We start from the raw sequence: 12,246 nt of genomic DNA, 5'->3' as shown, positions 1-12,246 counted from the left end.
GGGGCTTCTGCCCCTTCCTGCCTGGCTGCACGACGGTTGACAAGCCTATCTAGATGACGTACCATTACCGTGGGATATTCCGCTGTGGCAAAAGCCGCGCGGCTTCTGCTGAAAGCCGTGCAGCTGCGCTATGAGTCAGTTGCTGGCCAGGGAAGTCCTTGGCCGACAAGCAAGCCAGGTGTGGAGGCCCCAATCGCGGCACGGATCCTGGGGAGCCTCGTCCAGCCCACCCCCCGGCCGGCAGGCAATCAGTATTCCAGCCTATGAGCCGGCGGCAGAGCGGGACGAGGGAGACGGGAACGCTGCCTTCCCCTGGGCGGAAACGCAACCTCCCAGAGGCCGGCGGCCTCGCGCTCGCGGCTTGCAGCGGGTTCCTTCTGTCGAAAGGCTGCGGAGACGGCAGAGAAGGTAGCGCGCTTTCGTCAGACTTGCCCGCCTCGCCTGAGCGCCAGCGACCGCGACCGACCAGACTGACTGGAGCCTTCTGTGAAGCTCATTGCCATATTCTATCAGGGCCGCAAACAGCACACCGCTGAGGCTGCAGCCCAGATCGAACCGTTCCTGCGCCGCCGCGGCTACGAGGTCCGTAGTGTCGATATCCGCGAGGAGGGGGAGGAGACCCCCCAGGGCTTGCTGCAGGGCTGCGAGCTGGTTATCGTGCTGGGCGGTGACGGGACAATTTTGCACGCCGCGCGCCTCTGCGCCGCCGACGGCATCCCTATCGTAGGAGTAAAGTACGGGCGCGTCGGCTTCCTGACAGAGTTAGAACCCCGCGATCTTCCCTACGAGCTTGTACACTATCTAGAGAAAGACGATTCGGTCTGGGTGGATACGCGCACGATGCTCACCGCCACCCTGGATCAGGAAGGACAAAGCGAGACGTTTCTAGCCCTAAACGATATTGTGATCGCACGCGGCACCTGGCCCCGCGTGGTGCAGGTAGGGATCTGGATCGACGACCATTTTTACAGTACAACCTATGCCGACGGGGTGATCGTCTCGACGGCTACCGGCTCAACAGCCTATAATCTGGCCGTCGGCGGCCCCTTGCTCCACCCACAGGTCCAGAGCATGGTCCTGACGCCGATCGCCCCTCACCTGGCTTCCGACCGTTCGCTGATTCTTCACCCCGATGCCTGCGTGCGCCTGCAAATCGTGACCGGCTCGCAAAGCGGAGTCTTCTCTGCCGACGGCCAGTTGAATCGCGAGGTGCGCAACGGCGCAATGGTCACCGTCCAGAAAAGCCAATACGAGACCCGCTTCCTGCGACGCCGACCACCAACTTACTTTTACCAGATCATTAATGCGAAGCTGAGAGATGACGAGTAAGAGGATCGCTCGTAGGCTCACTCGCTCGCTCATCCCCTGATGCCAGGCGCGCGCTCGCTCGTTCGCCCGCGCTCCCTTCAGCAACGGGTGCCAGGTGGCAGCCCGGCTGCCGGTGCGATCCTCCGGCCCGCTGCTGCCTCCCGCTTTGCTCATCCGTTGAGAAAGTTGCCTGTGCAGTGCCATGTTGCTCGAACTGAACATTAAGGATTTCGCTATCATTGATAATCTGCATCTCTCTTTCCATCGGCTCTTCAATGTCTTTACCGGCGAGACAGGGGCTGGCAAGTCGATTATCATCGACGCCGTCAGCGCCCTGCTGGGAGGAAAGATCGGTGCAGAGTACGTGCGCGCCGGCTGCGAGCGCGCCAGCGTCGAAGGCGTCTTCTCGCTGGAGACGCTGCTGCCGCCCGGCGGCGATGGCTTCCAGTCTCTGGCCCGCAGGCCCGAAGAAGAGGAAGCAGCTTCTGTCGGCGATACCCTCTACGAGGCTCTGGAACAGGCCGAAAGCCAGGTGGGCCGGCGCCTGGAACGCCTCCGCGCCGATCTCGCCAGCGCCGACGCCCGCCTGGCCCTTGCCAGCCTGCTCCAGGAGTACGGCCTCCAGCCCGAGGAGGGGACCCTGATCCTCTCTCGCGATATCTTTCGTTCGGGACGCACGGTCGCCCGCATCAATGGACGGGCCGTCTCTCAGCACGTCCTGCAACAGGTCGCTAGCTGGTTGATCGATATCCACGGGCAGAGCGAGCATCTCAGCCTGCTCCGGCCAGAACAACACGTCAATTTTCTCGACCGCTACGCTGAACTGCTGCCGCTGCGCGAACAGTTGGCGGCCCGCGTCAGCGAGTGGCGCACGGTGCGCAAGAGTCTACAGCAGCTCTTGCAGACCGAGCGCGACGAGAGCCGACGGGCCGAGTTCCTGCGCTTCGAGATCGAGGAAATTGAGAAGGCCGAGCTGCAGCCAGGCGAGATCGAGGAGCTGGAGCGCGAGCGGAAGGTCCTGAGCAACGCGGAACGTATGCGCGAGCTGTGTGCACTGGCCTATGGGGCGATTAAAGGCTCCGAGCTGGCCAGCGACCTGACACAGTCGGCTCTCGACCTCCTCAGGGGCGCCTCCCGTGCCCTCAACGAGCTGGCCCGCCTCGATCAGAGCCTCGCCGAGCAGGAAGCCAACCTGGAAGAGGCCATCTATCGCCTGGAGGACGTGGCTGCCGCCATTAGCAGCTATGCGGCCGATATCGAGGATGACCCGGCTCGCCTGGCCGAAATCGAGGAGCGCCTCGACCTGATCGCCCGCCTGAAACGTAAGTACGGCTCCACGATCGAGGAGATTCTCAGGCGCGCCGAGGAGGATCGCCAGGAACTCGATCGTATCGTCAATCGCGAGGAGCACATTCGTCGGCTGGAGCAACAGGATCAACAGCTGCGCCGCGAGATCGGACGTATTGCTCAGGAGCTGTCGGAGCGCCGCCGCGCCGCCGCCGCTCGCCTGGCCAGCGCAATGGAGGAGCAGCTCGAGGACCTGAATATGAAGCGGGCGCGCTTCTCGGTGGAGATCCTTCAGGAGCCTGACCCCGAGGGGGTGCCGGCCAGGATCGAGGGACAGTCCGAGATGCTCTACGCCTGCGACGCTACCGGCATCGATCGCGTGCAGTTTTTGATCGCCCCTAATCCAGGCGAACCTTTTAAGCCTCTGACCAAGATCGCTTCGGGCGGCGAGACCTCCCGCCTGATGCTGGCCTTGAAGACAATTCTGGCCAGAGCTGACGCTACCCCAACGCTGATTTTCGATGAGATCGACTCAGGCATTAGCGGACGCAGCGGGCAGGTGGTCGCCGAGAAGCTGTGGATGCTGACCCGCAATCACCAGGTGATCTGCGTGACGCACCTTCCCCAGATCGCCGCCTTCGCCGATTTGCACTTCAATGTCAATAAGCAGGTTCTCGGCGAACGGACGATCACTATCGTCAATGAGCTGCGCCCCGAGCAGCGAGTGCGCGAGATCGCCCATATTATGGGAGGCAACGTGAGCGAGTTCTCGCTTAAAAGCGCCGAGGAGTTGCTGGCCCGCTCTCAGCTCTGGAAAGAGAATTGGCTGCGCCAGGTCGAGAGCCAGACCACTAGCTCGCTCACAGACCAAAGCACGGCCCGGGACGCTTCTCAGGCCCAGGCCCGCTAAGCGGACAGTCAACCAGCCCGAGGGTCCAGGAGGGAGAGAGGGATACAATGGCAGAGGTAGCTGTGATCGGCGCGGGCCTTTCCGCCCTGGCGGCGGCCCACGTGCTGCACGACCATGGCCTGCAGGTGAGGCTGTACGAGCGAGAGGAGAACGTGGGAGGCCGGGCCACAACGCGCCGGCGCGCGGGTTTCTGCTTCGATCCCGGAGCGCAGTATATCCATGGCAACGCGCCCGCCAGCGATGCCCTGCTGCTGCGGCGCTTCGCCTCTCCCGAGCTGCTGGCTATTGCGAAGCCGGTCTGGACCTTCGATAGTCAGGATCGCCTCCAGGAGGGCGACCCGCGCCAGAACGCTATTCCGCGCTGGACCTACCGGCACGGTCTGCAGACGCTGGCCGAGCTGATGGCCCGCGAGCTGCCGGTTGCAACTGGCTGTGAGATCGCCCGCCTCTCCTATTTACAGCCGGGCTGGCGCCTCTTCTCCACCGCCGGTCAGGTCGTGGCCGAGGTTCCTGCTGTGCTCCTGACCCTGCCCGCCCCCCAGGCCGCGGCTCTGCTCTCCGCGAGCGAGCTGCCGCCCACCCTCCAGCAGCGCCTGCAGGCCGAGCTGGGCCGCTCTCGCTACCGCCCCCTTCTCTCGCTGGCGCTGGCCTGGCCCGAGCGGGTACTGCCGCCCACCCCCTACTATGCACTGGTCAACAGCGATAAGGCTCATCCCATCTCCTGGCTGGCACGCGAGGAAGAAAAGGGTCCCGCCCGCGTCCCTCCCGGCTGGTCTCTGCTGATCGTTCAGCTCGCCCCCGACTACAGCCGTGCACACTGGTCGTGGGATGATCAGGCCCTGGCAGAGGCGACAACCGCTCTCGTTTCGCGCTTGCTGGGACGGCCTCTGCCAGCCCCAGACTTCTGCGACGTCCAACGCTGGCCGCTGGCTCTCCCCGAGGGAGAAACGCTGCTCGACCTGCAAGCCCTGCACGCTGTTAGCGCCCCCTATGGCCTTTTTTTCAGCGGTGATGCCTTCAGGGGTGGACGAGCGCACCTGGCCCTGGCAGTGGGACAGGAGAGCGCTTTTCAACTCCTGGCTCACTGGCGCTAGCCCTCCAGCTCGCCAGTCCTCCGTCGGCTCAGGCTCAGGACCTCTGCGCTCGGCTGGCGGCGCTCTAGACGGATATGCTACAATACTAGCGAGCATTTACCGCAGGCTGGCGGCGGACGCCCTCGCTCCCAAACAGTCCGTGTCAGACGGAGGACCCCGCGAGCGCCCACCCTGGCCTGGTTCAGCCTGTCCATTCTCTATGCTCTAGCCTGCTCCTGCTGTAGCCCAGGGAAAAGGAAGATCCCCAGGCACAAACAGGCAGCTCAGCCGGTCAGTACATAAGGATTTCAAGGCCATGAGTAAGACGCTTCTCAGCACGGTGTTGCTGTTTCTTGTATTTGCAGCCTTCCTCTGGTGGGGCCTCTGGCAACTGGCGAATCGCACAAGTACGGAAGATGTCATCTACGCCCTGATGCTCTTGGGGTGCGCAGGCTACGCTCTGGTTTCTATTCTGCTGCTGCCACGCAAAAAGACAGATGAGGAGCGAGAGCGGCAGAGCAGAAAAGCCAGGCAGGCCCAGCGCTAGCAGGGCCGCCAGAGCGACGCCGGTGATCGATCGACAGAAGCCTATGGGAGAGGAGCACGCCACCCCGCTAGTGATTCGCCTGGCCTGCGCGGAGGATATTGAGAGCATCGAGTACCTGGATCGCTTCGGCACCTCGCCCACGCGCAACATTCACCGTGAGCTGGAAAAGTATTTTGGCTCGGTTGATCCCTCTACCCATGAGCGGGGCCTGATTTTTCTCGGCGAGCTAGAAGGGCAAGCGGTAGCCAAAGCCGAACTGATGCTGCCGCCTGCCGATGGCAGCGAAGGGAGCCGTACCGGCTACATTCGCCGGGTGGTGGTGCTTCCCCAATATCGGCAGCGTGGCCTGGCGCGTCGCCTGCTCCAATACATTATCGATTTTGCTCGCCAGCAGGAGCACCTGGAGGCCCTCGATCTGCACGTCTGGGAGGAGAACAGACCAGCGATCCGCCTCTACGAGGCGCTGGGCTTTCAACTGCAGCACCGCGAGCTGTATTATCGCCTCCCCCTCTAGCTCCTCCCTCACCCCTCAGCGGCCTGCCCGCCTGCGCCTTTGCCACTCCCAGGGACTCCTGGCTCCGCAGGCCGGTCCGGCTTCCGCAGCCTCACGCCAATTTGTGACGCCTGGCTCTTCCTCTTCGTTGTAAGACTCAGGCTGGGGAAACATCAGAGGAAGCCCTACCCCGCCCGCTCTCTGGCCGCCCCGGCTCCAGTGGCCCGCTCCAGCCCGGTTGTATGGCCGCGCGCCTGGCCCGAGAGTTAAGAGAAGACCAGGCCGTCTCCCACAGGTTCCCGGTGCCAGTTGGGTAGTGGTCCTGTCATACGCACGAGTATACAACAGGCTTGCCATACATCAGTATCAGGAGGGAAGTGGAACGCTATGGTGCAGCCATCCCTACTGCCCCCGTCCCTGGAGGCGTGCGAGCAGCAGGCCACGCAGGCCACCACCACAGCCAAAGGCAGCTGGCTACGGCTCTTCTTCAGCGAGGATCGAAGTCCCGACAACTACCTGGTTCGCGCCCTGCAGGAGCGTGCTGTCTGGGTTGGTGTGGCCCTGATCCTGCAGGCGCTCAACGAGATCGATCACCGTCTCTACACACCCTATCTGCTCCCCTATAGCTCGTTCATTCCGCTGGGACTGATCCTGGGAAGCTTCGCCGCTATGGCGATGGCTCTGCGTCCTCTGCCGCGCCGGCCCCAGACACAGATGCTGAGTCGCCCTTTTCCGAGCCGCTGGCAGCGCATCGCTCTCGTGCTCATCCTGTTGACGAGCCTGGTAGGGGTGATCGAGTTGGGCCGCGGCGTCGTGATGTGCTTTCTCCCCCCCGAATTTTCCAACGACGGCACTACTCTGGACACCAACGCCGCTGCGCTCCTGCTCGCGGGCCATAATCCCTACAGCGATTCAAATTTTGTGAGCATCGCACGCACCTTTGCGATTCAGCCCGAGTGGACCACTCCGCTGCGCCAGGGCCGCTTCGCCAACCGTCTGGACTATCCATCGGATGCTGAGCTGGAGGCCGCTTTCGCGGCAGCCCTCAGAACCGGTCAGGCCCCCGAGTTCGAGGGGAAGGTCAGCTACCCGGCCCTCTCTTTCCTGACACTTGTTCCCTTCGTATGGCTCCATACGCCTTTGCGCGATGTGAACGTGCTGCCCCTCTATCTGCTGAGCTATTTGCTGATCGTGGCCATCGGCTGGCGTGTGGCGCGTCCGGAGCTGCGCCCCTGGGTTCTGCTGCTGGGCCTGGCGAACGTCCCGATGTGGGCCTCGACGACGGGCGCCAACCTCGATATTTTTTGCTGCTTGCTGCTGCTGCTCGCCTGGCTGCTGCGCGAGCGCGGCTGGCTCTCGGCCCTGCTGCTGGGCCTGGCCATCGCTACAAAGCAACCGGCCTGGTTCTCAGCGCCTTTCTATCTGATCATGGCCTGGCGCCTTTATCAGCCGCGAGAGGCGCTGCTCCGTCTGGGAATCGCCGCCGCGACGGCCCTGGCCGTGAATCTCCCTTTTATCATCTGGAACCCAGGAGCCTTTGTGGCCGGCGTGCTGGCTCCCCTGAATGATCCGATGTTCCCTCTCGGGGTGGGCATCATTAATCTGAGCGCTACGCATCTGATCCCCTACCTTCCAGAAAAGGTCTATCTGGCTCTTGAGCTGCTGGCCATGGTGGCCTCTCTGGCCTGGTACTGGCAGATCTGCCGCTCGCGGCCAGAGGCCGCTTTCTTCCTGGCTGTGGTACCGCTCTTCTTTGCCTGGCGCAGCCTCTCGTCTTACTTCTACTGCGCGGCCTTCCCGCTTTTCGTGCTGCAGGTGGCTCGTCTGCGGCAAAAGGTGGCCGTGCCTGGAGGCCAGCACCATCCCTCTGAGCGTCCCGGTGCCGGCGAGCCTCTTCCCGCCCTGGGCGAGCAGCGACCGCTGCCTGCCCTGAGTGGACGGGCCGCTTTGCAGCCGGTGGGGGCGGGGCTGCTGTCAAGCCTGCCGCCCGTCGATTCCTTCTCCGGTCTGCCTTTGCAGCGCCAGTCACGGCTGCCTGGCTAAAGACACTCCCGGACCAGATTGGCCCTGCGCCGGGCTGGCCTGGCTGGCCGTCAGCCGCTCAGGTCTCGACGCCTCCCTCCCGGACGTGGTACAATCCTCCCAACAGAGACAGAGGTATGTCGCCGCGAGGGGAGGAGCAGAACACCACTCATATGGCACGCAAAAAAGAACTTGCCAGCTCCGTGTCTGCGGAGGATCAAAGCCGCCTCCAGAGCCTGCTGACGCAGATCTCCGGCCTGGCCGAGCAGCTCCGCAGCAGCCAGAGCCAGCAGGAGGTAGAGGCTGCCCTGGCTCCGATTACTTCCGCTCCCCTGAGTGTCCAGCTCGCTCTCTTGAGAGAGCTGGCGCAGGGTAGGGATGCACCGGTACCTGGGGACGAGGCACCGCCCCAGGAGACCCAACAGCCTTCATCAACAGGAGAGCCTCGCTGGCGCGGACAGGACGCCGCCGACCTCTTGCAGGCTCTTTATCATTACAGCCCAGAGAAGGAGTGTCGCAAGGAGGCCAGGCGCTCTCTGATCCGCCTGGAAGGCTCTCGCGTTTATCCTCAGTGGCAGCCACCGCGCGAAGAGCCACAGGCTTTTCAGACCCATCCTCCACGCTTCTGGAAGGGCCTGGTCTCGCAGACCCGCGAGCGGGGCGAGGTCCAGCTCTTGCTGTGCTGGGAGGAGGGCTTCGCTTATGATGAGGCTCGCCTGATCGCTCTGCTGCTCGATTTCTGGCAGCAAGGGGTCCACGATTGCCTGGTCGAACGGGGCAGCAAGCGCCGCATTGAGGCACGCCTCAGCGAGCTGACTAGCCGCCTGGAGGAGGCCCGCTTCTGCGAGTGTAGCCTGGCAGAGGGACGCCGCCTGTTGGAGGAGGCCCTGGCGGTGAGCCACTGGCGCAGGCAGGAGCTGCCCGAAGGTTATCGCTATCATTTGCCACTGATCCGCCAGTTGATCCTCGAGGCTCCCGAGGCCGAGAGTGGCCGGGAAAACGCTCAATCTTTTATTCAGCCGACTCTGGACCCCGAAGAGCTGGTCCTGACCTTTATTGGCGCCTGGTCGCTTGGCGATTTTGGGCTGGCGTACGATTTGCTGACGCCGCAGAGTCCTCTGCGCGAGGGGTTGAGCCGTGAGGAGTGGATCGCACGCCGCCGCGCCTGGGCCGATGAGGCCCAACCTGCCCGTCTGACGGTCAGCTTTGTGGCGGAAAGCGATCAGCCGCAAAGCGGCCTCTGGCTACCAGGTAGCACGCTCTCCAGCCGCGGCCCGCGGAAGCTGGTTGAGATCGGCTGGTCACTGGAACTGAGCGAGACGCCCCTGAGCGGTACCCTGCCAGAGATGGCGATGGGCACGGCGGTCAATAAGGAAACGGGCCGCCATTGGTTCTGGACAAGCTATACGCTCCAACGCCAGGAAGAGGCCTGGCGTATCCATACGCTGAGCGATGAGGGCGCCCGCGCTCAGGGCCTGCCGATTCCCGAACTTCAGCAACGTATTAAAGAGCACGAGGAGCGAGTCCGCGAGATTTCGGCCCAGCAGCGCGAGGCCTTGCTCAAGAGTATCTCGCTATTGGACCGTCCCGACCCTCAGGCGCTACTGGAAGAGGTTACACGCCGCCTGACACAGGCTATGCACTATGACGATGCCCTGATGGTGCGCCTCTCGCTCGATCAGCAGGTGGTCGAGAACGCCTACAGCCACGCCGCCACCCTGCGCAACGGCGAGCGGGCGATGGTCTATCTGGAGCGCCTGGCTCAGCGCTTCCCAGGCCGACGCGCCGACGCCTTGCGTGAGCTGGCCATGACCGAGGATAGTCTGGCGACCCTTTTCGAGCAGCAGGGCTTGAGAGAGCGCAGCCGGCGCTTCGACGAGCTGGCCGAGCAGCACATGCAGGAATCGCTAACGTTGCGTCCGACGGCCCTCGGTTACGCCTTGCTGGCGCAGATGAAGCTGCAGCACATGGCGACGCCGCTGCCGCCTCCGGAGGTCTTGCAGGAGGCCGAGCAGCTCCTGGCTCAGGCACAGGCCCTCAATCCCAATCGCGCCGAGGAAACCATCATCGAAGCAGCTCTGGGAACGATTGCCAGCGCCCGAGGCGACCAGCAGCAGGCGCTGCAGCATTACGAGCGAGCCGCTTCGCTGAGTCCTGACTATCCCGGAATCTGGCTGGCCCTCAGCCATACTCAGCGCTCCCTCGGTCGGCGCGCTGAGGCGCGCGAGAGCTTGAGGCGCGCCCTGCGTCACAACCCCAGCGACCTGCAAGCCTACAGCGAGCTGGTAGATCTGGCCGTCGAGGAGAAGCAGTTTGGGGAGGCGCGCGCGATTCTGGAGGATGGCCTCAAGCAGCTCCCTCAGTCGGCTCACTTGCGCGCCCTCCTGGCTATGGTACTGGCCGAGCAGGGCGAGCTGCGCCAGGCACAGCGCTTTCTGGAAGAAGCGGAACGGCTCGACCAGCGTCTGCCCAGTGTGCAGGCCGCACGCGAGATCTTGAACGAGCGCAGGAAACAGCGATGATGGAGGCAGAGCGTTCGCTGAGCTACCATACGGTGACTTTGGGACCGCTGACGCGCAGCGGCCTGGCCCAGGCGGAGATTCCCGCTCAGGGAGATGGGCCGGCCGCTGGTCAGCCACGGCTGGTGGAGGTGCCCGCCGGGCTTCCCGGGGAGCGCGTGACCATCGCCATCGAGGAGCTGGCCCCCTCTGCTCGCCGGCGGCGCGCCCGTCGGCACCTGCCGCCGCGTGTCTGGATCAGCGCTATCCATGAGGCTTCTCCTTTGCGGGTAACAGCTCCCTGTCCGGTTTTTGGCACCTGCGGCGGCTGCCAGCTACAGCATATGCGCTACGAGGCACAGCTCGCCTGGAAGCGCGAAGTTGTCGTTTCCTTGTTGCACGAGATTGGGGGCTTCGAGGAGCCGGAGCTAGGCGAGGTCGTGCAGGCCACAGAGCCGTGCGAGGTTCCCTGGTACTACCGCAATCATATGCGCTTCTCGGTCAACCGTGAGGGTCAGCCCGGACTGACGGCGCGCGGCAGCCATCGCGTGCTACCGCTTCGCTCCTGCCCCATCGCCCACGAGCGCATCAACACCGTGCTAGCCATCCTGGCGCGCCATGTCAACGCGCGCCCCCAGGTGCTGGTACGCTGCGGGGCCGCTACCGGCCAGGTCCTTATTCAGCCGGCTCCCGCTCCGCAGGTCGCCGAGGAGCTGCGCCAGGCTGGCATTGAGGTCCATAGCGAGGCCATCGAGGAGCGCCTGGCCGGCGAGACCTTCCGCATTCGTCCCAGCTCGTTCTTTCAAACAAACACAGCCCAGGCCGAAAAGATGGCGCGTCTGGTCATCGCGGGCCTCCTTCAGGAAAAGCCCGTCGGGATCAGGACTTCCTCAAGCGAGTCAGATCAGGTGTGGCCTGCAGCCAGCGGATCCGAGCGCCGACCGGTGCTGGCCGATGCCTACTGCGGCGTGGGCACCTTCGCCCTGCTTTTGGCCCGCCATGCCGCCCGGGTCTACGCCATCGAGGAGTCGCCGAGCGCTATCCAAGACGCTCAGTGGAACCTGCGCCACGTCAGCAATGTCGAGATTCTCAAAGGCAAAGTGGAGCACCTGCTGCCTACGCTGGCCGCACAGCTCGATGGCCTCGTCCTTGATCCTCCGCGGGCCGGCTGCCAGGAAGAGGTGCTGGAGGCACTGCTGCAGCATCCCGTGACCAGGATCGTCTACGTCTCCTGCGACCCCTCAACCCTGGCCCGCGATTTGCAGGTGCTCTGCCGGCGTCAGGCCACTTATCGGCTGCTCTCGGTGCAGCCGCTGGATATGTTCCCTCAGACTAGCCATATCGAATGTATTGCGATCCTGGAGAGGCGGATATGAACAATAGAAGCATTGGTGAGGAGAGCCAGCCGCTGCCCGGCTTGCTGCTGGCTTCGGCTTCGCCACGCCGGCGCCAGCTGATGGCCACCCTTGGTCTGCCCTTCAAGGCAGTCGTTTCTCCTCTGGACGAGGAGCAGCTTGAGGAGCACTACACAGGTCCCGCCGAGGAGCTGGGACGCTGGCTGGCCGAGCGTAAGGCCGAGGCCGCTCTGACCCTGCCCGAGGCAGCCGGCAGCCTCATCGTCGCCGCCGATACGACGGTCATTCTTGATGGGATCTCTCAGGGGAAGCCCCGCGATGCCGCCCACGCTCGGACCATCCTGCGCCGGCTGCGTGGGCGCTGGCACCAGGTCATTACAGGGGTGGCCATCGCCTTCCCCGCCAGCGGCCCTGGCAGCAGCGATGGCTCACATCAGGCGCTGATCAGGAGCAGCCAGTGTGTGACTCCAGTCTTGATGCGCTCCTACAGCGATGAGGAAATCGAAGCCTATATTGCCAGCGGCGACCCTCTCGACAAGGCCGGCGCCTACGGTATCCAGAACCCGAACTTCCAGTTGCCCGAACAGATCGCCGGCTGCTATCTCAATGTGGTCGGCTTCCCGCTCTGTACCCTGAGCGCGCTCCTGCAGACCGGCGGCTTTCGTCTGCCAGCGCTGGTCCAGCCAGGTAGTCCCTGTCCCTGGTCAGAGCGCTGCCTGCTGCAACCAGAGAAGAGTATGATATAATTTGCGA

At 63.9% G+C, this 12,246-nt stretch carries 9 protein-coding genes; all 9 read left to right on the top strand.

Annotation, left to right across the window (positions count from 1 at the left end):
* Positions 1-486: 486 nt before the first annotated feature.
* The 9 genes from ACFMO7_RS07925 to ACFMO7_RS07885 all read left to right on the top strand — a co-directional run bounded on the left by ACFMO7_RS07925 (position 487) and on the right by ACFMO7_RS07885 (position 12,239).
* Positions 487-1,329: an NAD(+)/NADH kinase gene (locus ACFMO7_RS07925; protein WP_376794986.1), complete on the top strand. Its 843-nt coding sequence runs from the start codon at positions 487-489 to the stop codon at positions 1,327-1,329.
* 181 nt (positions 1,330-1,510) lie between these two features.
* Positions 1,511-3,505, top strand: coding sequence for a DNA repair protein RecN (gene recN / locus ACFMO7_RS07920; RefSeq protein ID WP_376794985.1), 1,995 nt, complete (start codon positions 1,511-1,513; stop codon positions 3,503-3,505).
* A gap of 47 nt (positions 3,506-3,552) precedes the next feature.
* A complete protein-coding gene (locus ACFMO7_RS07915) occupies positions 3,553-4,599 on the top strand; it encodes an NAD(P)/FAD-dependent oxidoreductase (RefSeq protein WP_376794984.1) in 1,047 nt (348 codons plus the stop codon).
* Positions 4,600-4,894: 295 nt separating this feature from the next.
* Complete coding sequence (locus ACFMO7_RS07910) at positions 4,895-5,125, top strand: hypothetical protein (protein ID WP_376794983.1); 231 nt, start codon at positions 4,895-4,897, stop codon at positions 5,123-5,125.
* A gap of 43 nt (positions 5,126-5,168) precedes the next feature.
* Positions 5,169-5,639, top strand: coding sequence for a GNAT family N-acetyltransferase (locus ACFMO7_RS07905; RefSeq protein ID WP_376794982.1), 471 nt, complete (start codon positions 5,169-5,171; stop codon positions 5,637-5,639).
* Positions 5,640-6,005: 366 nt separating this feature from the next.
* Complete coding sequence (locus ACFMO7_RS07900) at positions 6,006-7,661, top strand: hypothetical protein (protein WP_376794981.1); 1,656 nt, start codon at positions 6,006-6,008, stop codon at positions 7,659-7,661.
* A 152-nt stretch (positions 7,662-7,813) separates the two neighbouring features.
* Positions 7,814-10,162: a tetratricopeptide repeat protein gene (locus tag ACFMO7_RS07895; protein WP_376794980.1), complete on the top strand. Its 2,349-nt coding sequence runs from the start codon at positions 7,814-7,816 to the stop codon at positions 10,160-10,162.
* Positions 10,159-11,514: a class I SAM-dependent RNA methyltransferase gene (locus ACFMO7_RS07890; RefSeq protein ID WP_376794979.1), complete on the top strand. Its 1,356-nt coding sequence runs from the start codon at positions 10,159-10,161 to the stop codon at positions 11,512-11,514. The genes ACFMO7_RS07895 and ACFMO7_RS07890 overlap by 4 nt, the downstream gene beginning before the upstream one ends.
* The gene (locus tag ACFMO7_RS07885) at positions 11,511-12,239 is read left to right on the top strand and encodes a Maf family protein (protein ID WP_376794978.1); all 729 of its coding nucleotides are present in this window, start codon (positions 11,511-11,513) and stop codon (positions 12,237-12,239) included. The genes ACFMO7_RS07890 and ACFMO7_RS07885 overlap by 4 nt, the downstream gene beginning before the upstream one ends.
* The last annotated feature ends 7 nt before the right edge of the window (positions 12,240-12,246 follow it).

Origin of the sequence: Thermogemmatispora sp., assembly GCF_042408735.1 — a bacterium.
Classification (GTDB): domain Bacteria; phylum Chloroflexota; class Ktedonobacteria; order Ktedonobacterales; family Ktedonobacteraceae; genus Thermogemmatispora.
The sequence above is the reverse complement of the archived record's forward strand: the minus strand, read 5'-3'. Positions and strand labels throughout refer to the sequence as shown.

What these genes read in the sequence shown, in the direction of transcription:
- ACFMO7_RS07915 (WP_376794984.1), top strand. Translation starts at nt 3,553, where the DNA reads ATGGCAGAGGTAGCTGTGATCGGCGCGGGCCTTTCCGCCCTGGCGGCG.
- ACFMO7_RS07900 (WP_376794981.1), top strand. Translation starts at nt 6,006, where the DNA reads ATGGTGCAGCCATCCCTACTGCCCCCGTCCCTGGAGGCGTGCGAGCAG.
- ACFMO7_RS07905 (WP_376794982.1), top strand. Translation starts at nt 5,169, where the DNA reads ATGGGAGAGGAGCACGCCACCCCGCTAGTGATTCGCCTGGCCTGCGCG.
- ACFMO7_RS07910 (WP_376794983.1), top strand. Translation starts at nt 4,895, where the DNA reads ATGAGTAAGACGCTTCTCAGCACGGTGTTGCTGTTTCTTGTATTTGCA.
- ACFMO7_RS07885 (WP_376794978.1), top strand. Translation starts at nt 11,511, where the DNA reads ATGAACAATAGAAGCATTGGTGAGGAGAGCCAGCCGCTGCCCGGCTTG.
- ACFMO7_RS07895 (WP_376794980.1), top strand. Translation starts at nt 7,814, where the DNA reads ATGGCACGCAAAAAAGAACTTGCCAGCTCCGTGTCTGCGGAGGATCAA.
- ACFMO7_RS07890 (WP_376794979.1), top strand. Translation starts at nt 10,159, where the DNA reads ATGATGGAGGCAGAGCGTTCGCTGAGCTACCATACGGTGACTTTGGGA.
- recN (WP_376794985.1), top strand. Translation starts at nt 1,511, where the DNA reads ATGTTGCTCGAACTGAACATTAAGGATTTCGCTATCATTGATAATCTG.